The sequence below is a fragment of the Haloferula sp. genome (genome assembly GCF_049672945.1).
Classification (GTDB): Bacteria; Verrucomicrobiota; Verrucomicrobiia; order Verrucomicrobiales; family Akkermansiaceae; genus Haloferula.
Genome location: NZ_JBATWY010000197.1, coordinates 1 through 22,217, shown reverse-complemented (window position 1 = coordinate 22,217; position 22,217 = coordinate 1). Strand labels below are relative to the sequence as shown.

The window sequence follows — 22,217 nt, the reverse complement described above, 5'->3', positions numbered from 1 at the left end:
ATCAGGAACCGAAGAAACGCTTGGCCTTCGCGAGGAAGGACTCCTGCATCGGTGAGTTATGTTCACCGATCGATTCAGAGAACTCCCGCAGTTTTTCCTGCTGAGTTCCGTTGAGCCGGGTCGGGACTTCAACCTGAACTTCGACGTGAAGATCGCCCTTTCTGGGACCTGATAGCACCGGCATGCCTCGCTCACGAAGACGGAACAGAGTTCCGCCCTGAGTGCCGGCAGGGATCTTGATCGACGATTGCCCATCCAGTGTCGGCACCTTCAATTCGCCGCCCAGTGCTGCCGTGCTGAATGGCAGCGGCATGCGACAAAACAGATCGGGGCCATCCCGTTCAAACACGTCATGTTCGGCAACCTCAAGAAATACATAGAGATCCCCGGCCGCTCCTCCGCGAACTCCGGCATCACCATTCCCCGACGAGCGCAAGCGCGTGCCATTCTCGACGCCGGCAGGAATGCGGATCTTGATCCGGCTTGGTTTTTGGACGCGACCATCACCCGCGCACTTGGGGCAAGGATCCGCGACCGTTTCCCCTGCTCCCCGACATTCGGGACAGGTGGTTTGTTGAACGAAAATCCCCGCCTGCCGGGCGACGACGCCGCGGCCGCCACAGGTCGTGCAAGGCCGGGATCCTCCACTGCTTTTCGAACCACTGTTGGAGCAAGTACTGCAGCCGACGTAGTGCTCGATTTCGAGCTCCTTCTCGACACCAGTCGCGGCTTCTTCGAGGGATATCTCCAAATCGTAGCGTAGATCACTGCCGCGCTGTTTGTTCGATCTCTGACGACGTCCGCCACCAAAGAACTCTTCAAACCCGCCCCCGAAAGCCCCTCCGAAGACCTGCGAAAACAGGTCCATCGGATCGTGGAATCCTCCAAAGCCCCCGTAGCCCGCTCCTCCACCGCCGCCTCCGGCAAAGGCCTGATGCCCGTAGCGATCGTAAGCCGCACGCTTGTCAGGATCACTCAGTGCCTCGTAAGCCTGGCCCAGTTCCTTGAATTTTTCCTCGGCTTCATGATCTCCCGGATTCTTGTCCGGGTGAAATTTCACCGCGAGCTTGCGGTAGGCCTTCTTGATTTCCTCCTGACTGGAATCCTTCGATACACCCAGTACCTCGTAAAAGTCGCGATCTCCCATTGTATCAATTCTCCTCCGTATCGGATTCATCCGCAGACTGGGCAACCACGACGGTCGCCGGACGAAGCAAGCGATCGCGCAGCATGTAGCCCCGACGCATCACGCGAATGATCGTGCCATCCTCCACACCTTCCGCAACTTCCTGAGAAACCGCCTCGTGAACGTTGGGATCAAAGGGCTTCCCTTCAGACTCGATCACCGATGCCCCGCAGTTGCTCAGGAACTCCGCAAGCTGCTTCCGGACCATGTCCATACCGACGTAAATCATCGAACTCTTGTCCTGAGCTGCGGCCTGCATCCCCATCTCGAAGTTATCGAGAATCGGCAGCAGGTCTTCCAGCAGCGACTGGTTGGCGTAGCGCACCGCTTCCTCCCGCTCACGAGCCGCCCGCTTGCGGTAGTTTTCCTGATCAGCGGCGGTCCGCATCGCCAGTTCCTTCCACTTCAGGACTTCGGCTTCGAGGGCGGCAGAATCATCACCACTTGGCTCGGTTTCCTCGCTTTCTTCTACCGCCTCAAGCTGCTCGGAAGCCTCGACTTCCTCTTCATCGGCCGGACGCGCTTCCGGATCGTGCGAATTCATGGCTGCTACCTGTCACGCTCCGCCGCCTCCGTCAACCCCTTGCAAAGCGCTTAACGCTTCTCCAGAGCCAGTAAGGTGATGTCGTCCATCTGCCGCGACTCGCCCGAGAATTCGGCAAGATCCCTCTGGACCGCGTCCACTGCGGCCTCGGCTCCAAGCGTCGCGCTTTTCAAAAACGTCCGGCGAAGCCGCTCCATCCCGAACTCCTCGCCCGCGGCATCCGTCGCCTCCTTCACCCCATCGGTGTAGAAAAGGAGCAGATCGCCCGAGTTCAGCTGGAGCTCCATGACCTTGGTCACCCGCGCAAAAACGTCCCCATCGTCAATCCCCAGCGCCAGGCCGGGAGGCTTGATCTCCTCGATCGAGCCGTCCGCCGCGCGGAAAAGCAGCGCCGCATCATGGCCGGCACGGGCGAGGCGGATCAGGCCACCGTCACCATCGATCACGCCGTAGAAAAGACTGATGAACATGTCCTCACGAATGTCCGGGAAAAGTTGCCGATTCACGCCGTCGAGCACCTCTGCCGGATCGGACTTTCCCCATGCCTGGGATCGGAGCACGCTCCGGCACATCGCCATCAGAAGACCGGCGCCGACTCCCTTTCCGGAAACGTCTGCGATCACCACCCCGTGGCGCCCCTCACCAAGATCGAGGTGATCGTAGTAGTCGCCACTGATAATACGGGCCGGCACGTTGGTGCCGGAAACGCGGTAGCCGGGCACAATGGGCTCACCTTGTGGCAGGAGCACCCGTTGGACTTCGCTGGCATTTCGCAACTCGCTCTCAAACTGACGCTTCTCGTGGGCTTCGCGGTAGATCATCGCATTGCCGAGAGCAAAAGCCGACTGCTCGGCGGCGGAGCGAAACACCGTGAAGTCATTCTCAGAAAACTCAGGCTGCTCGCCGGTGCGCGCCACTACCAGAACCCCGAGGTCTTTTCCCCCGTGTCGCAGAGGCGAAAGCATCGCCTCCACTCGCTCGCCCGAACCATCGCCCGACTCCTCACGGAAGGTCTCGTGGTAGCGAAGGTCCGCAACCCGAGTCGCCCCACTAGCTCCCAAGGCCTCTCCCAGTAGCCCTCCCTCCGCGGGAGCCTGATAGAGTCTCAAAAAGCTCTCCGTCGCCCGTGGGTCCAACTCGGCCTTCTTGCGCACCTTCTTCGGAACTCCCACCAATGCCGGGCAGTCCTGAGAAAGATACTTAGGATGGAGCTTCTCACCGGCTTCATCCAGTAAATACAAGGCACCGCCACGCGCCGAAACCACATCATTGACGCCATCGACGATCATCTTTGAAAGCCCCGCCTGCGTGGTGTCCTCGCCAATCGCGAGACCGAGGTCGTGAAGGTAGTTGAACATGCGTTCTTCCTCGCCTTCCACGGCGACCAATTCGTCGTTCGTCCTCTTGAGCCGACGGTTGAACACGCGGATGGTAATCCCCAGCCCGATCACCGCGACGAGAAGCAAAATGTAGGGAATCAGCCGATCCATGGGTTCATCTAGCTGCCCTGGCCGATCACGAGCCCTTTTCGGACTTCTCGTTCTCCAAGACCTGAAGGACCGTCGCAAAGCGTTTTGCGTTCTCCTCGCTGGTCAATGCCAGAGTGCGATGGGAATCCAGCACGTGCTGTGCCCGATCCTTGGTATCTGGGAGACGGTTTTGGCGAAACGGCTTAAGTTTCTTCCGGATTTCCGATTCCTTGCCAACCCAGGAGGCGTCGGAAGGAGCGATATCCAGCAGGCAGTCCAAGCCCAAATCCTCGAGAGAACGCCGATTCTTGTCCCCGGGAGAGGCGATCATCACCCGTCCCTTGTCTTTGGAAACGCGGCTGGCGAGCCCGGCAAGAAACCCCATGAAGGTGGAGTCCATGCCAGTGCAGGCCTCAAGATCAATCACGAAATGGGTTTCACCCTTTTCCCGACTCTTTTCCGCACGCTCCTTCAATGCAGGGCTCTGAAGGAATGAACCTTTTCCCTCACAACGGATCCAGGTGAACTCGTCGAAGGTGCCGAACGAAATGGCGTTTTCCAGACTCACGGGGTGCTTTGTAACGGCGAACAACCGTCTCGCTCTACTTAGGACCCCAAACGCCCCTCGGTCAACCGCGCATCCAACGAAATCGTCACTCCCAGAGGTAGGAATGGCGGCTCGCCACCTCCTGACCGCCACGCAGCAGCGTGCATTTCCAGGAAAGCACTCGCCCACCCTTGAGATAGTCGTCGCCAATGATCGAGAACTCCGCCTTCCCTTCCCGGCTCTCACCATCGAAATCCTGGACCTTCACGAGCACCTTGCTCGCCGTCGACGCCTGCTGATACTCGAACTTCACCCGCACCGGCTGGCCAACCGAGTCATCGCGCCACTGAATGCTGTAGTAGTGTCCCAGTCGCTGCTCCTGCTCACGCACGCCCACCGCCCCATGCATGCGGCGCCTCTCTTCAGCGTCGATTAGCGGCTCTCCCTCATTTCCCAGACTCACTTCCCGGATATGAAACGGCTTTACCTCCAGCGCCTCCGGTGAGCCGCAACCAGCAACAAGCCCAAGCACCACAAGCGGCAGGTATCTCCAAAAAGTCATCTCCCGGCATTCAAGCAAGCCCACCCGCCTTGCCAATCCGGAAAGCTCCCAAGACTGAAATAGAAGCGGGGAAAAGCTTCCCGAGCGGGCACACGCCCCCTAGCGTTGACCCATGGACGATCCGGTCCTCACCAAGCTCGACACCTTCATTCGCCAAAAGGGGCTGCGCCGCACGCCTCAGCGCGATGCCATCGTCCGGCTTGCCTTCGCCTCCGATGAGCACTTCACCTCCGAAGAACTCTTCGAGCGGGTCCGGAAAAAGAACGTCGATGCCTCGCGCGCCACGGTCTACCGGACCATCTCCCTGCTGGTCGAAGCCGGACTTCTCCATGAAATCGACCTCGGGGGCGACCAAACCACCTACGATCCCAACTTCAACGACCGTCCCAGCCACAACCACCTCGTCTGCATCGATTGTGGGAAAGTCGTCGAATTCGAAGACTCCCACCTCGAACTTCTCAACGACTGCATGAGTCGCCGCCTCGGTTTCCGCCCGGTCCGCCAATCGATCAAGATCGAAGCCTGCTGCGAACAACTGCGTACCAAGGGCTCATGCCCGAACCTGATTCAGGCGCGGATCAATTCGAAACGACTCCCCGCCAGAAAGCGATAGCCACGCCAATGATTCCCCCACCACTGCCAACTTCCAGCGACGTCAGCTTTGAAGTTTTCTACGGTCAGGCCAAGGGCGGCATCCGGCTTGATGGCACGAAAGTTCTTGTCGAACGCATTCAGGACGCCCACCAAAAAGCCGCGGTTTGGCTCAACCGCCATCCCGGTATCGAGATCCTGAGCATCACCAACGGATCGCACGACAGCTCGGGAGCAAACGCCGTTTTCATCACGATCTGGTACCGCCAGCCCCCCCGATGAAGAAACCTAACATCAATCCCAAAGTATCAGACCAACATGTGGAAAGGCCGCTTCGCCAAGGAAACTGCTGAACTCGTCCAGCAATTCGGAGAATCCATCTCCTACGACTGGCGTTTGTACAAGCATGACATCGCCGGCTCGATCGCCCATGCCCGCGCGCAGGTGCAGAAGGATCTTCTAACAGAGGAAGAGTTCACCGCGATTGAAAAGGGCCTGCGGGAGATCGAAGCAGACATCGATGCCAACAAGTTCGAGTTCAAGACCTCACTCGAAGACATCCACATGAACATCGAGGCGGAGCTCACCAAGCGCATCGGCGCGCCCGGTGCCAAGCTCCACACCGCGCGTTCACGAAACGATCAGGTCGCTACCGATACCCGCCTCTATTGCCGCGCCGAGATCGACCATCTCGCATCAGCCATCTCCCATCTCCAAAAAGCCCTGCTCGACCGGGCCGAGAAATACGCCGCCACCGTCCTACCCGCCTACACCCACCTCCAGCGCGGACAACCCGTCACCGTCGGCCATCACCTTCTCGCCTACGTCGAAATGCTGGAACGCGACAAAGGCCGCCTCGCGGACTGCCGCAAACGCCTCAATGTCTCGCCGCTCGGATCAGGCGCGCTCGCCGGGTCGACCATCAACCTCGACCGCCACGCCATCGCAGCCGAACTCGGCTTCGACGAGGTCAGCACCAACTCCATGGATGCCGTCGCCGATCGCGACTACATCGCCGAGTTGCTGTTCGCGATCTCCCTTTGCGGCGTCCACCTCTCACGCCTGTCCGAAGACCTCATCCTCTGGACCTCCGCCGAATTCGGTTTCCTCAACCTCTCCGATGCCCACACCACCGGGTCATCGCTGATGCCGCAAAAGAAGAACCCGGACGTCTGCGAGATCACCCGTGGAAAAACCGGCCGCCTGCTCGGCAACCTCGTCGCCATCCTAACCGCCATCAAGGGACTCCCCTTGACCTACAACCGCGATCTGCAGGAAGACAAGGAGCCGCTCTTTGATTCCATCGACACCCTCGGCCTGACCCTCGCCGTCAACACCGAGATGATCCTGGCGATGGAGTTCCGTGAAGAAAATTGCCTCGCCGCTGCCAGCGACCCGCTTCTGCTAGCCACCGATCTCGCCGACTGGCTGGTCAAGCAAGGCATCCCCTTCCGTCATGCCCACGAACTCGTCGGCAAAGCCGTCGCCGAGTCCGTCAGCAGCGGCACCCCACTCGATCAGCTCGATCTCAGCACGATCGACTCCGCCTACACGCCCGACGCCCAAAGCGTCTTCAATCTCCAAACCGCCCTCGCCGCCCGCACCAATCCCGGCGCACCCAGCATCGAGAACGTGAAGCGCGAGATAGAGCGGTGGAAGGCAAGCACTTAGTGCCCAAAGCAGCATAGCCCAAAGTGCCTTTTGTCCCATCGGGACGCCTGATGTTAGCCGTGGGTTTCCAACCCACGGACCAGTGCCTCCAGGAATTCCGCATCGCGTCGCGATGCTTCACCCCGGAGACCTGCTTCCCACCCTCCCGACTCACTTTACCTTCCGAGTCATATTCACACCCGTCACCAGCACCCCGGCCGCCAACGCCGCAACCAGCCCACCAAACATCCATCCCCTCGGACGCTCGCGCTTCAAACGCAGCTGCAATTCCATCGGCTCGTTCGTCGTCACCTGCAGGCTACGCGAAAAACGCAGCATCCGTCCCTGCCCCGGCAGCTCGACTTTCAGCGATCCCGGCGCCGCTTCGACTTCCATCTGCTGCTCCACGATTCGCTGGGCTATCGTTTTCAAGGAACTCGTCACCTCCGCCGAGTTTCCGACCATCAAACGATCGAACTGCTTCGGATCAAAATTCGACAGACCCTGAAGAATCGGATTCTCCTCAGCAGCCTGCTCCAACTGGGCGTTCTCGATTTGATTCCCACTAAAACGATTGTCGAGGTAGTTGCGCTGCCGCCGCGTATTCAACCCAAGGACCGCCTGCTGCATCTTCAGATTCCGGAACTGCACCCGCGCATCCTCGTTAGAAGCCTCATCGAGAAAGCCATTGCGCGCCGCCTTGCCCAGCACCTGACCCGCCTTGCCCTGTTCCCCGGCACGCAACCAAGCGTAACCCTGATCAAGCTCCGCCACTGCCTCGGCCTTACCGCGGGCACGCCGCGCATCAACCATCGCCAGATAGCCCTCTAGACTCAAGGCACCGGTTTCCTCCTGCTTCACCAACTGAAAGTCACCGCGACTTCCGGCAAGCAGCCATCCTTCCGGCACGAAAACATCCCAGATCAAATTCTCAAGCGGTACGCCGAGTCGTGGACCACTCAGCAATCCGCGCTTCGCCGACTCATGCGAATACGAGAACTCAACCAATGCCGGTTCGCTCGCCACCGGTGCCGGGGTAACGTAAAAAAGCCACTCGCTCCCGCTGCGCACCAAGGGCACGCCCTCTCCATTCACCGCCAGATTGAAGGGCGTCACGCCTTCGGGCAGCGCCAGGTTCAAGGTCACCTTGGCGCTCGCATCAATGTACAATTCCACCGAAGTGATCGAACTCCCCTCAGTGGAAATCAAAGTTCGCAAGACGCCCTTCTTGACGCGCAAGCGCTCGGACTCGGCAAGCTCGTGACGCGCCACTGTCACCACCAGCGGGCCTTCCACTTCCGCCACTCGATAGAGAAAATCCGCAAGATCGCCACGCCGTTCACCTCGCAAGGCAGATGGCACGCCGTTCCAATCGGTCTTCTGCCAGCCGCGCGGCGTCTTGCTGACGCTCGCATTGAGACGACCACCGGTCTTGACGGAAACAAAGTACGACGACTGCCGGATGTCGATCAACTCCAAGGGCATGATGCTCGTCTCATCACCCTTGCTCTGACGTTGGAACTCGATGTCCACCGCCGTCTCTCCTGCGACACCGCGCTGGAATCGAATCTCCCAAAGACCCTCATCGCCCTCCACCGGGACAAAGTCGCCAACAGCCGGCCCCGTGGCACGCACGGTAGCCGCGGCACTTTCATCAAGCCCCGGAAGCCGAACACGCAGCACTTTGCGAGCAGCATTCTCGATCCGGTAAACGACCCGTGCCCGAGTGAGCACCTGGCCTTCACGCAGCGTCACTTCCTGCAAGGCCTGCGCCGTTACCCATGAGTCGAGTTCCTTGACGGCGAGCGACAAGGCCCAGTCCGACTGGAGAAGTCGGAATGCCAGCGCACCCGGCCGCGGAACTCCAGCTTCGCGTGGATCAAGCTGCGAAACATTCGACCGGGAAACCGCCCGGACCTGCAGTCCCCGCTCGGGAACAACGGTCAGCGTCCCACGCTGACGGGTGGCCTCGCGCAGCACCAAGCGGGGCACATCCCAGGACTCAAGGCTTCCGGGAGAAGGCGCTGTTAGAGAAATTGAGAAACTCTGCTCTCCCAGGGTCCGACCCTTGAGATTGAGCGAGATAACACGCTTCCCGGCTTCGGCGATTTCCGTCCAGTGGCTCAACGACGCACCGCTCACCGACTCGACCTCGAGGCCCTCGGGAATCTCAAGCAGCAGCTTGAAAACGCCCGCCCGCGTAATGGTTGTGACAAGATCCGCTGCCAGCACCATGCGATCGGCACCCAAGGAAAGCGTCTGCTTCAAGTCCGCGCGAATCTCCGGTGCGACCGAGGTCACCTTCAAGCTCACAAACGCCTCATCGACTCCATAGCGATAGGCCTTCTGAAGGATCGCCACCGGCTCGGACTCCGCGTTTCGTGGAAGCAGTCGGCCATCGAAATCGTCGAGATTGATCGCCCCCATGCCTTCGGTGGTGATCCCTTCCGCCTGAGCTTCACCACCAAAGGCAAGACCGAGCATGCCGACGGCACCCTCGCTCCCGGCGACCCGCATCGGGTTCAATGTTAGATCGACCGGCAAACCCTCAGTCGCCCGTTGCGTTGCCACACTGAAGGCAAACGGCTTCTCCTGAGCCGGCTCAATCGGAACCGTCAGCTCACGCGACTCGGGATTGAATCTCCAACGACCCACCGGACCGTCGACCACCTCTCCAACCGTGAAATCCGCCGGCACCTTGATCACCAGCTCACGGACCACGCCACGTGCGGGCCTCACCGCGATTCGATGCCACCCATTCACCACTCCCGGACCGGGCACGAATAGGTCGGACACCTCGGTGTAAAATTGCACCTCCTCGTCGCTCGCATCACGTTGCATCGGACGAATCGAAATGCGCGACTCTCCCCCAACACCAAGCACGATAAGTGCTCCACTTTCACGACCTTCAGCAGGCTCGATCTGGGTCACTCGCGCCGCCTGGGTCGCCTCGAAGGTCCAGCCCGGTTCCGTCATCGACACGCGGATCTCATTCGCCGCCGCAGCTCCCGTCGGAACCCGCCAACCCTTGCGCGGATCTCCCACCGCCATCTCGAACTCACCACGCCCAGTGAACACCCCCGGCGCGTCAGCAACAACGAAGTAGCCTCCCTCATCCTTCATTGCTCTAAGGCCAGCCCCTTCAAATCCAGTCAGTACCGCCTCATCGCCTAACAGATGAAAACGCTCGCCTGCTTCTTCTGCCCGCACCCGAATCAACAACTCAGCCTCCAGCCGACTTTCATCGAGGACCCAGCTTTGCTTGATCGACTCCGCCGGACTCGAACCAGCGGGAACAGCTCCATCCGCTCGCGGCACCAGCAAAGCCAGCAACATCAGGGAAGCCGCCACCGCCGGTGTTCTTCCATCACCCTTCAAGTAGCCCATCAGCCACGGAACCACCGCACCAATCAACAGCATCAGCCCGAAGACTCCGAAAAACAGCACCGCACCTCCACGCTGCGCCAGCAAACCCCAGGCGATCAGGCAGACACCGCCACCAATGCAGGTCAGCACATGCTTGTCGCGCCCCACGGCACGCAACAAGGCCCAAACAAGGAAGCCGACTCCCGCCAGCATCAGAAAGACACCAAATCCACTCACCATCGACTTCCATGCCTCGATATTCGCCACCTCCACCACCAATTGATCGCCAACGAGGACCGCTGGAGCCGTGTATTCAAGCGTCGCAAGACTGGTCCGGCGCTGGTCCATGGCTTCGTTGGCAAGCAGGAACGACCACAATACGGCGCCCCCCATGGCAACGAGACCGAGAACTCCAATCGACTTGAACTTCCTCAGCACAAAACCGAGCGCTGCCAGGAAAAGCACCATCGACGCACCAAGCCTCCCGCGGCTGGCAATCCATTCGAAGCCTGTTTCCGTCATTACCGGACGAACCAGCTCCGCGGTGCCTCCCTTCGGAACCAATCGCCGGTCCTCGTCGCCTGTTAGAGTCCAGTTCGTCACCGCGACCGCCGTCCCGACTTCGGGAGCAAGCAGGCTTACCGACTCCCCGATCTTTTCCTCGCCATACCGCAGAATCACCTCGATCGGTTCGTTCGGATCCACCTGTGCAGGCAGCGGGATCAGGGTCTTCTCGCCGTCGCGACGGGCATTGACACGCTCACCCAAAACCATCGTCTCCCACAACCTTGCACCTTCCGGAAGCCTCACTTCCAAGGTGGTCGCTCCCTTGGACCGGGCGAACATTCGTGCGGTCGTCGCCACCTGTCCATCGCGTGAGACATGCGTCTTCAAGGACGAAAAATCAATCACCTCACCGACCGGTTCATCGATCTCGAACCAGCTCACGTTCATCGTGATCTCAGGATCAGCCGCCGTGTATTGCCAGGCCTCAAGTGTCGGGGCACTGGAAAGCAATCGATACTCGGCCGGCAGCTCCGAGGCATCGATCCGTAGCACCGATCCGTCGCTTTCAGCAATCGAGGAATCAACCTGCAGCGGACTCGTCACCTGGATGTATCCACGCTCCGACTGCACATCGAGAGGACGCACCTCTCCCGGCCGAATCTCCCCACCGCGAGCACTCATCGGCTGCTCGAAAGTCACCAAAATGGTCGAAGCTCCAAGAGCCGGCCGAACCAGAGGCACGATCAGCACCCCGTCTTCACGCCGCCAGTCGCGTCCCACACTCTCACCAGTGACGTCAATATTGCCAATGCCCTCCGGCACACGCAGACGCCACTCGCCGGCAGGAGCCCCGACCACGAAGTAATTCACCACCACACTCCCGTACGCCACCCCTTCCTTGAGCGAATACAGATGAAAGACATCGGCCTGCACGCTCTGTCCAAGAGCCTCGACCTTCATCGCCGCCGACCACTTTTCCTCGCGGATCCGGAAGCCCTGCTGCAGCCCTTCGATCTTCTTCGGAAAGTAGTCAACCGGAGTCTCGGCAAGCCCCCCTGTTGCTTCTGTTAGAATCCGATATCCCGGTGCCGAAGCGACGCCGATGAATCCGCGGGATGACTTCGCATCGGGGTGCTCCAGCACCGGCAAAGTCCAGTCACCGGTTTCCGCTCCCTGGTTTTTCTCAAGACGCAAGGTCACCAACTGCCGACCCGCCACGGCGGCATTGAAAAGAATCTTCAATTCCCGCAGGCCACCCTTCGCTTCCCCTGCCACGCTGTAGTCGGCGACGCTCGCTCCGCCGACCTCGGCGACCGCAAAATCTTCGGGAATCCCAACCAACCATTCCCGCAGCGGGGCCTCACGGATATCCAGTTCAAGATCGCTGAGAATCCTCCGGTCCGTCTCACCCATCTCATGAATCGTTACTTCCGAGACGCTCACTTCCGGCAAAACCTGATCGGCGGCCACCGAATAATCGTAGCTGGCGGATGGAAACCGGTAGACGAAGACCTGGCGCATTTGCCCGGACGCCTCGCCACCCGGAAACTGCTCCGGCGACAATTGCATCATGCCTTTCGCGCCGATGATCTCCAAACGCACGGCTCCCTCGTTGGCAATCCTGACGTATCCGCTGTGACGCAGCGCTCCTTCGGGAACGAACCTCATCGGCGTCGCTTTCACCGGAAATGCTCCAAGAGGTGCCTGTGCTTGAATCGTTAGACTTCCGCTTCCCTCAATCGGCCGACTTAATTCAATCGCCAAGAACCGCTCCCCATCCTCCTCGACCGGATTCCAACCGAGCACCTGCTCACCGGACACCGCCAGCACTTCACCGGCGCCTTCGATCCTCATCCGAATCGAATCGATCTTGCCCTGCAGCACCTGAAAACGAATTTCAGAAACCTGTCTGACCAAGCCGGCCCCCACTCGTACTTCCGAAAGCTCGGACGACGAGAAGTACAAGGCACCATCGCTCTTCGCTGATCCCTCCTTCCATGCCATTTGCGCCTGACCTCCAGCATTAAGATACCCTTCCCAGGCACCGCTTATTCGTTGAGGTACGACTGCCTCGGATTTCGCGAAGGAAACGCCTTCGCCCAGACCTTCGAGGGTCACCGGCACCACCACTCCGGCTCCAAAATTGAAGTCGATCTTCCGCCAGTCCCCATCGCGCGTCGTCGCGACCTCAAAAGGAAGCTCCAGCAAGCGGGTTCCGCCCGTTTCCGTAGCAACAAGTTCGTGAACCCATGCCTCTCCCTTCTTCGCCAAGCGCACATACCACCCGTCGCCAGACGTGGTCCCGCTCAGAGCCACCCCTCGAAAAAGCACCACGGAGGCATCCTCACGATTGATTTGAACTCGAGCACGCAGGACGAACGAAACGCTCTCGCCGTCACGACTCACCTTCCCAACCAGCACCGGATCGATCAGTTCCATGTCCGGCAACTCCCCCCCCTCGGGAATCACCTTGAGACGCAGACGACCCGAGAGACTTCCTTCAAAGCGCTTTGAGTCGGAGTCGATCCGGCTGAGACCCGACAAGGCGAGCAGCTTGACCCGGAAACCCTCTGCTTCTGTGAGATGCACTTTCGAGGAAAAACCCACGGCTTTCCCTGGCCCGGGCAGCAGCAGGCCAAACGCCTCTCCATTCTCAAACTCATGGGAGAAGACGACCTTGAACACGAACTCCCTGGGACCGTCGACTTTCGGAAGTCGCGACGGCATCGGCATCACGTTCGGCAAATTCAGCAGCCCACCTTCAAGAAAGAGCGGCGGATCTGCTTTGGGAATCTTCGGCATCAGGTCGAGAAAACGCGAACCATCGGACTCCTTGCGCACCGACCATGAGGACAAATCGGAGCCGCTCACATCAGTCACTTCGCCATCTCCCTCCAAGCCAATCGTTAGAGTCGTCGCACGACCCTGGAGCACCCGCACCTTGAGCTCCATTTCACCGGAAATCCGACGACCCGCTGCCTTCGCATCCGTCACCGCCTCCACCGAGTAGAACAGCGGCACCGCCTGCCGCACTTTCCCGACAGGGAGCACCGCCACCCCCTCACCCACATCCTGGGCACTCGACACGGCGGTCAAAGCCAGGGCGACCATGGCCCCCATGATTCTAACAAAAGTGCGCGGGTGTCCTTCTTTCGGTTTCAATGCATTCATTCGGATATTCTTTCAAGGGTGGTTCTCTCTAAGTGAACGCCGCCGCTCGCGAAGCTCATTGTAAATCTTGTGTAATTAGCGCCGCATCATCCGTTCGAGCTGCGCCACCCGCTCGTTGCCGGCATATTCCGCCTTCACCCGGCCCATCACCGGTCGCAGTTCCGAATAGTCGACCGCTTCGGACAAGGGAGCCCCGCGCAGCTTCTCTGCGACCAGCGCCGCGATCCCGGCCAATTGCAGCCCCGGCTTCGCCCGATCAAAAGAAGGCGCCTGGGGATCATAGGGAATTGACCAGCTCCGCTCGACCATCTCGCCCGTCGATGTATCGCGAAACCTCACGCTGACTTCACCGACCTCACCCTGTCCATCCGGCAGCACCTCGAACTGATACAACGCCACGCCCGCTTCTTCCGCAGCCATCTCCGCGGCATCCACAGCATCGTCCCGGAAATCCTCCTTCTTCAAGCGGTGCTCATCGAAGCCGATCAGCTTGTAGTTTCCCACCCGCGCTGGATTAAAAACCACCTGCACCTTGACGTTCTCCGCCGCCGGTCGGAAAGCTCCCGCCAACTTGTTGGCAAAGCCCTCGTCGGCATCTTCCGCATCATTGACGATGTGATAGCGACCGTTGCCATTGCGGGTCAGACGCTCTAACAAACGGTCATTCAGGCCATCGGCTCCGAAGCCGGCCGCATCGAAGGCAATCCCTTCGTTTCTCAACAGCTCGATCTTCTGGTTCAGCGTTTCCGGATCGGCATCACCAAGATTCGCCGCACCATCGGTAAACAACACCACCCGGTTCTGCGCGCCCTCCTGATACTGCCGCTTGGCAAGGTCACCACCCAGAATAAGAGCCTCCTCCAGATTGGTGCCACCTTCTGCCGGGGTCTGATCAACAAGACCGTTCAAGGTCGCCGCATCCTTGCCATCGATCCGATCCCCCAGCAGACGCGGCTGACGCGAAAAGCCAGCCACCGTCACGGTATCGCCCTCCTTGAGCAGGGAAGCCAAACCGGCCACCGCCTGACTGACCCCATTGGCACGATCCTCACGCTCCATCGAACCGGAGTTGTCGAGCAACAGGGTCAGGTTCAGCGGTGTCGACTCCGCCCGCCCTTCCGCGCCCGTTCTCACGGCGATACGCAGGAGATTCCGCTGCGGAAACACCGGGTGCGCGCACTGCTCAATCGCACATGCCACCGGCTCATCCGCCGTCGGTGCCGGATCGCCATAGTCGAAGGCATTGTAGAACTCCTCCGGCCTCACACTCTCTGCCGCCGGCACCTCACCGCGCTCCATCGCCGCCGCCGCCAGCTTGAACGAGGCATCACTGACATGCAGCGAGAAGGTCGAAAATGGTTCGTCCGCAGCCGAGATCTCCGCCATCGCGTCGAGCACTTTGTTTTGATTCATCTCCGGGCGTTTTTCGATGTCCGGCAGTTGATTTGCATCAATCACCCCACCGGCCATCTGATCGGTGAGTTTCGACAGTTGCTGAACCGCAAGCTCACGTTGGGCTACCAGGGTCTCGCGGAGCTCGACCACTCCTGAGTCGAGATCGCGGCGCATCTTCTCGACTATGGCTTCTTGCTGCTCAACTTTCGGGTGATCGCCCGCCAAACCTTCAAGCTTCAGCGTATCAAGCATGCGCTTGGCTTCCAAATACCGGGGATGCAGCGCTTTGATGCCGTTCTCCGGAAGCTCCAGTCCGGCGGCATAGGTCATCAACTGCTCGTCATCGAATTTCTGCAGAGTTTCGATCTGACTATCCAAGAGGATCTTGTTCTCAGAGAGTTCCGCAAAGGACGATGCTGCCATCTCAGCCGAATCTTCCGCCGAGAAGCCTGCTTGCCGACCTCCTTCGCCGATCCCTTGATAAACCAGACTCTGGTTACGGATCAGTGCGGTAAGCAATTTCCGTTTCTCCTCGACGGACTCTTCCTGCTTCTTCACCGCATCCCGCAATTCCGCGAGGGCCTGAGTCGTGCGCTCCCCTTCCAACTCGGCCCGCCTTTTCTGATAGGCTTCGCTGACCTTTTCAGCGATCAGCTCCGCTTCTCCCGCATCCTTCGCCTTCGCACGAATCTCGAACAGATCCGTTCCCTTGATCTGCTCGACATCGATCATCTCGCCCAAGGCCTTCCTCGCCTCTTCCCGGCTCACTCCCCAGCGAGCGGTTAGATTCATCTCATCAATCGCCTTATCGAGTGTTTCCCGGGCCTTCACCACTTCGAACTCGGTAGGGAAAAAGGATGGGCTTGGTGCCCCGTCGGTTCTTGAGACCACGCCTGAAGACACTTCCATCGATGGCGTACTGGGCCTGACTTGCAACACCGTCTTCGCCTCCCAACGTCGATCAAACGAAAACAGCCCAGGCTTTTTCGCATTCCCCTCCGGCTCCGCATGCACAATGACCGGATTCTCCGAGATCCTCCGCTGCATTTCCTCGCCCACCAATTTGACTTTCAATTGCTCAAGCAGTCGCTGCCCCGTTTCAAACTCTGACTTGGCGTCATCGAAAGCCCAGCGATCGTTGCCATGCGCCGAAGTTCTACCGCTCGAACCACTCGCCTGCTTCTCTTGCAGCTCCCGCAGTCGACCCTCCGCCGCCGCCAGCGAATCCAATTCATCAAGCTCCCCAGCAATGCCCGGTGCATTCTTGCTTTCAAACGACGAGGCATCCGGTGGCACCGCCAACTCCCAGGCCTCGTCGACTTCCATCAGCAACTCCGCCCGGGCCTGATCGTAGCCAGCTCGGTAGTAGTCCGAATCCGCAGCGCTTGCCCGCTCCAATCCTCGACGCGCAGCAAGATTGGAGGGATCCCTTCGAAGGACATTCTCATACCGCTCTTTCGCCTGATCATACTTGCCGAGTTGATAAGCACCTTCCGCCTCATAGAGACCCCGCCTCAGCTCACCCAGATCCTTGTCGACTTCGCCAAGGGAAGCCGAATTCGACCTGATTGTCTCATCTTCCTTTGCCAAGCTCTGCTCGGCCATTCTAACATCATCGCCATAGCTGTCTTTGCCCCATGATTCATCCGATTGATTGAGTCCATCACCGCTGAAAAAGGCATCCAGAGGAGTGGAGTCCAATTCTCTCTCACCAACGCGATGGAGCTCACCACCCAGTCGATAATCGTTCTGCAGGTCACTTGCAAAGCCCAGCGACGGAATCAGAGGGTTCTCAATCTCGATTGCCTGACCAGCGGAGAGATCGCCAAGACTTGCGGCGTCCTCAAGCTCCTCCGAAACTTCTGAAGACGTTTCACTAGCAATGGAGTCCAAGGGCATCCCAAATCGGGATGGCCTATCGAGCCCATCGGTCAGAGTGACTCCAGCGGACTCATTCAACCTTGTTGAATTTGTGCTCTCTGCATCCTTATTCACCAGAGCTTCGTCGTCAGCAGGTGAGTAAAAACTGTAGGCAAGTGCTTCAGGAGCTTGGGGCTTGCTCTCTGTCACCGCAGGCCTCTCGATTGGCGCGGGCGAGGCCTTGGCTCCTTGAGAAATGGTGGCCGGATGAAAGCGTCGACCTGCTTCTCCATTTTGCGCCAGTTGGCTCCCGCGGGCCAACGACTCCACTTCAAGGGAGGCATCCCTTGTTCGATTCCTCTGCTCCCCTTCAGCCAACTGCCTACTCTCCAGCACAACGCTTTCGTCGGAAAAGCCAAGGACCGAGGGTGCCGGCGTTCCCGCCGATGGGTAGGGACGACGTGACTCGTCCAATGATGCGGGAGCTTCTGACCTTGCGGAGAAACCGTAATCTGCAGGAGCGCTCTCCTTCATGTAGCTCACGACCGAAGCGCTCTCCAACTTGAATTCGCCACGAGGATAAAACACAGGCAAGGCAATGAGTGTCGCCAAGACGCAGGCAGCCATCGCCACGATCAACTGCTTCTTCATCGGGCTTCGTGCCTTCCTGGCGGAAACCGCCGGCTCAACACCCAAGAGATCGATCACTTTCCGCCGCTTGGCTTCCGGCAATTTCCAATCTTCATCCGCCACAGGTTTCCCATCCTCTCCGATCAAACGGTGAAGCTCCCTCATCCGATCGGCGAAGAGCTTCCACTCCGGTTCCTTCGCGCACCGCGCCTCCAACTCAGCCGCTTCAAACGCCGAAGCCTCACCCAGCACCCAGGCCACGATGCGTGCCTCCAGCACCTCGTCGCCGAGTGCCTCAAGGGGTTTCCGTGGTTCGTCTTTCATCTCTGTTTCGTTTTAAAATTGGAAAATGGAGCATTTGAATTTCAGCCTTCCGCACTCTCGATCCCCATCCGCCTCAAGCCGTCCGCCAACCCCTTCAACAGGTGGTGCAGCTTGTAGCCGACATTCCCGACCGACAGCCCGGTCTCCTTGCTGATCTGTTCGTATTTGAGATCCTGATGGTATTTCAGATGGATCAGTTGACGGTCCCCCTCCTTAAGCTCGGCAAGAAGGAGTCGAACGGCGCCGGCGGCCTCGAGCCTCTCCAGGGGATTCCCGGAGCCGCCGGCGTCATCCCACTCAGCGGGCTCATCCGTCAGGGTTTCACGTTTGTGGTCTCTCAAATGGTTGAGCGCCAAATTTCGCACCGTCCGGTAGAGCCAGGCGCGGGGATTGTTCACTTCATCCCAATGGCCATGCAGCCTCAGGAAGGCCTCCTGCACCATATCCTCCGCCGTCTCGCGCTGCCGCAGCATGCCGCAGGCAAAGCGCAGCAGTGGTGCTTCCTCGGCCTCGAAGATTTGCCGGAGTGTGGGTTTCTCCTCAGTCATCGGGCCAAAAGTCAGCACCCCGGCCTTCTCAGACCGAGCGTCGGTCAGGCTGGTGGCGGTTTCCATGGATTGCGGGGATCATTGCGTTCATATCTAACGACACGGCTCAGGGGAAACCCTTGGATCATTTTTCCTGAAATTTCGCCTCATCGACCCCCATTTGCCCAAAATACCGGGATTGTGACGCCCGATTCTCCTCCGAGGCCCCCGAAGCAAGCGGAAGTCGCAATGCTCCACGATCCGGACTTGCGAAAGATTCCTTCTCCCGCCAAGTATCCGCCCCCGCCCGATGTATTTGCTCAAAAAGGTCTTCCAGCTCAGGGATAAGGCGAATCCCGACATGGAGAAACCCTTCCTCGAACACCTCGAGGACCTGCGGATCATGATTACCCGGGTCGTGCTGACCCTCGTCATCTCGATGATCGCCTGCTTCGCCTTCCAAAGGCAGGTGATGGACATCCTCCGTGCTCCCGTCGAAAACGTCTGGGCCGTCAAGGCCGCTGAAAAACTCCCAGCCGACATCCCGGTCGCGGACTGGGAATCCGCCAAGGAGTTGGAACGCGCCGCCCTTGCCCTCAGCGACACTGAGCGCGAAGCCTTCCTCAAACAAATTCCCGAGGACGAGAAATTCGACGTCGAATGCGTGCGCCTCGTCCGCGCCGCCAAGAAACTCGAGGGCGAGAAGCTGACGGCTTTCCTCGACACCACCACGGCGGGTAACCAGGCACTTCGAGAACGCATCGACGCCCTGCTCCTAACAGATGCCGATCCCGATGGAGGCGGAGATCGGGCAATCAACGACCTTTCCACCCTGCAACCCACCGAAGGCTTCATGCTTTCGATGAAGCTCGCCTTCTTCTCCGGCATCGTCGTCTCTTTCCCCCTGCTGCTCCTGTTTGTCCTTCAGTTCGTGCTTCCCGGTCTTCACGACGAAGAAAGGAGCACCCTCTGGCCCGCCATGGCGATCGGCTTCGGCCTCTTCCTTGCCGGGGTCCTCTTCGCCTACTTCGTGGTGCTTCCCCGAGCACTCATTTTCTTCGCCGGGTGGGATGAAAGCCTCGGCATTGCAAGCGATTGGCGCATCGGTTGGTACATCAGCTTCGCGACCCAGTTCACCTTGCTCTTCGGTCTCTCCTTCGAGCTTCCGGTGGTGGTCATGGTCTTCGTCAAGCTCGGCCTGCTCACCTACGAAATGATGAGCCGGACCCGCTCCTACGCGGTCCTGGCCATCGTCGTCCTCGCCGCCATCATCACCCCGACCTCCGACGTCTTCACGCTCTCGTTGATGGCTGTGCCGATGTACATTCTCTACGAAACCTGCATCTGGCTGGCCTACTTCGACGAGAAGAAGAAGCGTCGCGAACAAGAAGCCGAAGAGAAGGAACGCCTGGCCCGCCTGCTCGAATATGAGGAGCAGAACCCTGATCACGACCATGATCGGGATGACGAAGACCACGACCCTTCCGATCCTGAGCATGACAATCAAGGCCACGAAGAACTGGATCCTCATGCCACCGAGGAAGGTGAGGAAGAGGACTTCTCGGATGATCACAAGCCTTGGGATGATTACGAAGACCCGGACGAGCATCGCAAGAACGACTGAGAAACGCTCTCCCCTGAACTTTCCGGTTGGTTCATTCGACCACCGTGGCCTTCAATGCGCCCATGCATTCCATGACAGGCTTCGGGCGGGGTTCCGCCACCGCTGAAATCGGCACCGCCACCGTCGAAATCGCCTGCGTCAATCGCAAGCAAGCCGAAGTCGTGGTCCAGACAGGCCGCGACCTTGCCACGATCGAAGGTCGGATCCGAAAAGCCGTGCTTGAGAAAGTCTCCCGCGGGCGGATTCAGGTTTCGATCCAACTCGACCAGGCCAGCAGTTCAGCTCCAGCCCTCGATGTCGATGAACTGATGGCAGAGGCCATTGAAGTCGCCTTCACCAGGATTTCGCAGCGAATCGGACGCAGCATCCAGCCCAACGCCAGCGACTTTCTCAGAACTCCTGGTGTCATCAGCTTCAACGAGAGCGGCATCGACCCGGAGGCTGCCTGGCTCGCCATTGAACCCGCCCTCGAAGCGGCTCTCATCCAGGTCCTAGAGACCCGCGCCGCTGAAGGCAGCGATCTTGCCGAAGATCTCAGGTCCCGTCTTGAAACCCTCGAGCAACACAAGACCCTGATCGCCGAACTCGCCCCAAAACGCCCCGAACATTACCGCGAGGTGCTCTTCAAACGCCTGCGCGATGCCGGCCTTGAACTCGATCTGAACGACGAGCGGGTCGTCCGTGAGATCGGACTCTTTGCCGACCGCTGCGACATCTCCGAGGAAACCACCCGCCTCGACTCCCACTTCCGGCGCTTTCGCGAGTATCTCACCAGCAGTGACCCTGCCGGACGCTCACTGGATTTCCTCTGTCAGGAGATCCATCGGGAGTTCAACACCATCGGCTCAAAAGCCTCCGACGCGGAGATCGCGCAAAACGTGGTTGCCGCCAAAACCGAACTCGAGAAGATCCGCGAACAGGTCCAGAACGTGGAGTAGTCGGGCCTTTCTACTCGGCCAGCCACCCGGCCACCCGCTTGGCATAGTAGGTGAGAATCAAATCGGCACCCGCCCGTTTGATGCCCATCAGGGACTCCAGGGCCACGGCTTTGCCATCGATCCAGCCTGAAGCTGCGGCCGACTCAATCATCAGATACTCGCCGCTGACCTGGTAGGCTGCTACGGGGATCGTCGTACTTTCTCGAACCCGCGCGATGATGTCGAGATATGGTCCGGCGGGTTTCACCATCACCATGTCGGCCCCCTCCCCTTCGTCCAGACCCACTTCGCGGATCGCCTCACGGGCATTCGCCGGGTCCATCTGATAGGTCTTCTTGTCGCCCGCCTTCGGCGCGGAATCGAGCGCGCCGCGAAAGGGTCCGTAGTAGGCCGAGGCATACTTGGCGGAGTAGCTCAGAATCGAGACATCCTGATAGCCCGCATCATCGAGCTCTCCGCGGATCGCCGCGACCCGGCCGTCCATCATGTCGCTTGGTGAAACGATATCAGCACCGGCCTCGGCGTGGCAGAGCGCTTGCTCGCACAGCGCCAGCACGGTCGGGTCGTTGAGGATCTTGAGCGAGCCATCGGACTGCTTCTCCACCAAGCCGTCGTGGCCTTCGGAATTATAAGGATCGAGCGCGACATCGGTGATCACGCACAGATCGGGAATCGCCTCCTTCAGGGCTCTCACAGCGGTCGGCACCAGGCCTTCGGGATTCCAGGCTTCTTCGGCACCCGGCGTCTTGAGCTTGTCGCCGATCGCCGGAAAAAGCACCACCGCCTTCACTCCCAAAGCGAAGGCTTCGCCGGCCTCTTTCAGCAGCCCGTCCAGCGACCAACGCTTGCATCCCGGCATCGAATCGATGTCCTGATCCTCACTCCCTTCGTGAATGAAGAGTGGATAGATGAAGTCGGCAGCCGAGAGCGATGTCTCGGCCACCAGTGCGCGAATGGCAGCGGATTTGCGGTTGCGGCGGGGGCGAATGTGCATCGTCAGGTCGGATTCAGTTCGTAGCCTTCGGGGGAATCCTTCACTGCCCAGCCCAATTCGGCAAGCTGGTCGCGCATGGCGTCGGATTTGGCCCAGTCCTTCGAGCTGCGAGCCTCCCAGCGTTCGTCAGCAAGCGCCTGGATCTCCGCCGGCACTTCGGCCGATGCCGCATCCTCGGGAAGGATCAGGCCGATCGCCCTCAGCACCCGGTTGAGTCCCGCCAGAGCTTTTGCCGCCTCCTCCCCTTCCAGTCCGGCGCATTCGCGCAGGCCGGTGAAAATTCCGCCAAGGCATCCCGGCGTATTGAGATCATCATTGAGCGCCTCCCAGGC

The 22,217-nt window shown here is 59.6% G+C and carries 15 protein-coding genes; 5 read left to right on the top strand and 10 right to left on the bottom strand.

Features of this window, described 5'->3' with window-relative positions:
* Position 1: 1 nt before the first annotated feature.
* From dnaJ to WBG04_RS18100, 5 genes are all read right to left on the bottom strand, one after another.
* Positions 2 to 1,147 (bottom strand): molecular chaperone DnaJ, encoded by a 1,146-nt coding sequence (dnaJ, locus tag WBG04_RS18120; RefSeq protein WP_424316120.1) that lies wholly within the window; start codon positions 1,145 to 1,147, stop codon positions 2 to 4.
* 4 nt (positions 1,148 to 1,151) lie between these two features.
* The gene (gene grpE / locus WBG04_RS18115; RefSeq protein WP_424316119.1) at positions 1,152 to 1,730 is read right to left on the bottom strand and encodes a nucleotide exchange factor GrpE; all 579 of its coding nucleotides are present in this window, start codon (positions 1,728 to 1,730) and stop codon (positions 1,152 to 1,154) included.
* A 50-nt stretch (positions 1,731 to 1,780) separates the two neighbouring features.
* Positions 1,781 to 3,220 carry a PP2C family protein-serine/threonine phosphatase gene (locus WBG04_RS18110; RefSeq protein WP_424316118.1) on the bottom strand — a complete coding sequence of 480 codons (1,440 nt, stop codon included), beginning with the start codon at positions 3,218 to 3,220 and terminating at the stop codon, positions 1,781 to 1,783.
* Between the two features lie 25 nt (positions 3,221 to 3,245).
* Positions 3,246 to 3,767 carry an STAS domain-containing protein gene (locus tag WBG04_RS18105; protein ID WP_424316117.1) on the bottom strand — a complete coding sequence of 174 codons (522 nt, stop codon included), beginning with the start codon at positions 3,765 to 3,767 and terminating at the stop codon, positions 3,246 to 3,248.
* Between the two features lie 85 nt (positions 3,768 to 3,852).
* Complete coding sequence (locus tag WBG04_RS18100; protein WP_424316116.1) at positions 3,853 to 4,308, bottom strand: hypothetical protein; 456 nt, start codon at positions 4,306 to 4,308, stop codon at positions 3,853 to 3,855.
* Between the two features lie 112 nt (positions 4,309 to 4,420).
* Between WBG04_RS18100 and WBG04_RS18095 the strand changes: the two genes are divergently transcribed.
* From WBG04_RS18095 to argH, 3 genes are read left to right on the top strand one after another with little or no spacing between them, the layout of a single operon-like run.
* Positions 4,421 to 4,921 (top strand): Fur family transcriptional regulator, encoded by a 501-nt coding sequence (locus WBG04_RS18095; protein WP_424316115.1) that lies wholly within the window; start codon positions 4,421 to 4,423, stop codon positions 4,919 to 4,921.
* Positions 4,922 to 4,929: 8 nt separating this feature from the next.
* A complete protein-coding gene (locus WBG04_RS18090) occupies positions 4,930 to 5,181 on the top strand; it encodes a hypothetical protein (protein WP_424316114.1) in 252 nt (83 codons plus the stop codon).
* A gap of 36 nt (positions 5,182 to 5,217) precedes the next feature.
* Positions 5,218 to 6,570 carry an argininosuccinate lyase gene (gene argH / locus WBG04_RS18085; protein WP_424316113.1) on the top strand — a complete coding sequence of 451 codons (1,353 nt, stop codon included), beginning with the start codon at positions 5,218 to 5,220 and terminating at the stop codon, positions 6,568 to 6,570.
* 150 nt (positions 6,571 to 6,720) lie between these two features.
* Here argH and WBG04_RS18080 read toward each other — a convergent pair whose 3' ends face one another.
* The 3 genes from WBG04_RS18080 to WBG04_RS18070 all read right to left on the bottom strand — a co-directional run bounded on the left by WBG04_RS18080 (position 6,721) and on the right by WBG04_RS18070 (position 18,416).
* Positions 6,721 to 13,593 (bottom strand): hypothetical protein, encoded by a 6,873-nt coding sequence (locus tag WBG04_RS18080; protein ID WP_424316112.1) that lies wholly within the window; start codon positions 13,591 to 13,593, stop codon positions 6,721 to 6,723.
* Positions 13,594 to 13,668: 75 nt separating this feature from the next.
* Entirely contained in the window at positions 13,669 to 17,802 is a 4,134-nt protein-coding gene (locus tag WBG04_RS18075; protein WP_424316111.1) for a YfbK domain-containing protein, read from the bottom strand.
* Positions 17,803 to 17,843: 41 nt separating this feature from the next.
* Positions 17,844 to 18,416, bottom strand: a complete 573-nt coding sequence (locus WBG04_RS18070; protein ID WP_424316110.1) for an RNA polymerase sigma factor — start codon at positions 18,414 to 18,416, stop codon at positions 17,844 to 17,846.
* Between the two features lie 223 nt (positions 18,417 to 18,639).
* Between WBG04_RS18070 and tatC the strand changes: the two genes are divergently transcribed.
* Positions 18,640 to 19,953, top strand: coding sequence for a twin-arginine translocase subunit TatC (gene tatC, locus WBG04_RS18065; protein WP_424316108.1), 1,314 nt, complete (start codon positions 18,640 to 18,642; stop codon positions 19,951 to 19,953).
* A gap of 62 nt (positions 19,954 to 20,015) precedes the next feature.
* Positions 20,016 to 20,891, top strand: a complete 876-nt coding sequence (locus tag WBG04_RS18060) for a YicC/YloC family endoribonuclease (protein ID WP_424316107.1) — start codon at positions 20,016 to 20,018, stop codon at positions 20,889 to 20,891.
* Positions 20,892 to 20,901: 10 nt separating this feature from the next.
* Here WBG04_RS18060 and hemB read toward each other — a convergent pair whose 3' ends face one another.
* Positions 20,902 to 21,885, bottom strand: coding sequence for a porphobilinogen synthase (gene hemB, locus WBG04_RS18055; RefSeq protein WP_424316106.1), 984 nt, complete (start codon positions 21,883 to 21,885; stop codon positions 20,902 to 20,904).
* A 2-nt stretch (positions 21,886 to 21,887) separates the two neighbouring features.
* A partial coding sequence (locus WBG04_RS18050; RefSeq protein ID WP_424316105.1) for a CysS/YqeB C-terminal domain-containing protein occupies positions 21,888 to 22,217 on the bottom strand: 330 nt, incomplete at its 5' end.

Bases quoted from the DNA above. Each gene is read 5' to 3' on its own strand.
- argH (WP_424316113.1), top strand. From the start codon at position 5,218: ATGTGGAAAGGCCGCTTCGCCAAGGAAACTGCTGAACTCGTCCAGCAA.
- WBG04_RS18080 (WP_424316112.1), bottom strand. From the start codon at position 13,593: ATGAATGCATTGAAACCGAAAGAAGGACACCCGCGCACTTTTGTTAGA.
- WBG04_RS18060 (WP_424316107.1), top strand. From the start codon at position 20,016: ATGCATTCCATGACAGGCTTCGGGCGGGGTTCCGCCACCGCTGAAATC.
- WBG04_RS18075 (WP_424316111.1), bottom strand. From the start codon at position 17,802: ATGAAAGACGAACCACGGAAACCCCTTGAGGCACTCGGCGACGAGGTG.
- dnaJ (WP_424316120.1), bottom strand. From the start codon at position 1,147: ATGGGAGATCGCGACTTTTACGAGGTACTGGGTGTATCGAAGGATTCC.
- WBG04_RS18095 (WP_424316115.1), top strand. From the start codon at position 4,421: ATGGACGATCCGGTCCTCACCAAGCTCGACACCTTCATTCGCCAAAAG.
- tatC (WP_424316108.1), top strand. From the start codon at position 18,640: ATGTATTTGCTCAAAAAGGTCTTCCAGCTCAGGGATAAGGCGAATCCC.
- WBG04_RS18100 (WP_424316116.1), bottom strand. From the start codon at position 4,308: ATGACTTTTTGGAGATACCTGCCGCTTGTGGTGCTTGGGCTTGTTGCT.
- WBG04_RS18070 (WP_424316110.1), bottom strand. From the start codon at position 18,416: ATGGAAACCGCCACCAGCCTGACCGACGCTCGGTCTGAGAAGGCCGGG.
- grpE (WP_424316119.1), bottom strand. From the start codon at position 1,730: ATGAATTCGCACGATCCGGAAGCGCGTCCGGCCGATGAAGAGGAAGTC.
- hemB (WP_424316106.1), bottom strand. From the start codon at position 21,885: ATGCACATTCGCCCCCGCCGCAACCGCAAATCCGCTGCCATTCGCGCA.
- WBG04_RS18090 (WP_424316114.1), top strand. From the start codon at position 4,930: ATGATTCCCCCACCACTGCCAACTTCCAGCGACGTCAGCTTTGAAGTT.
- WBG04_RS18110 (WP_424316118.1), bottom strand. From the start codon at position 3,220: ATGGATCGGCTGATTCCCTACATTTTGCTTCTCGTCGCGGTGATCGGG.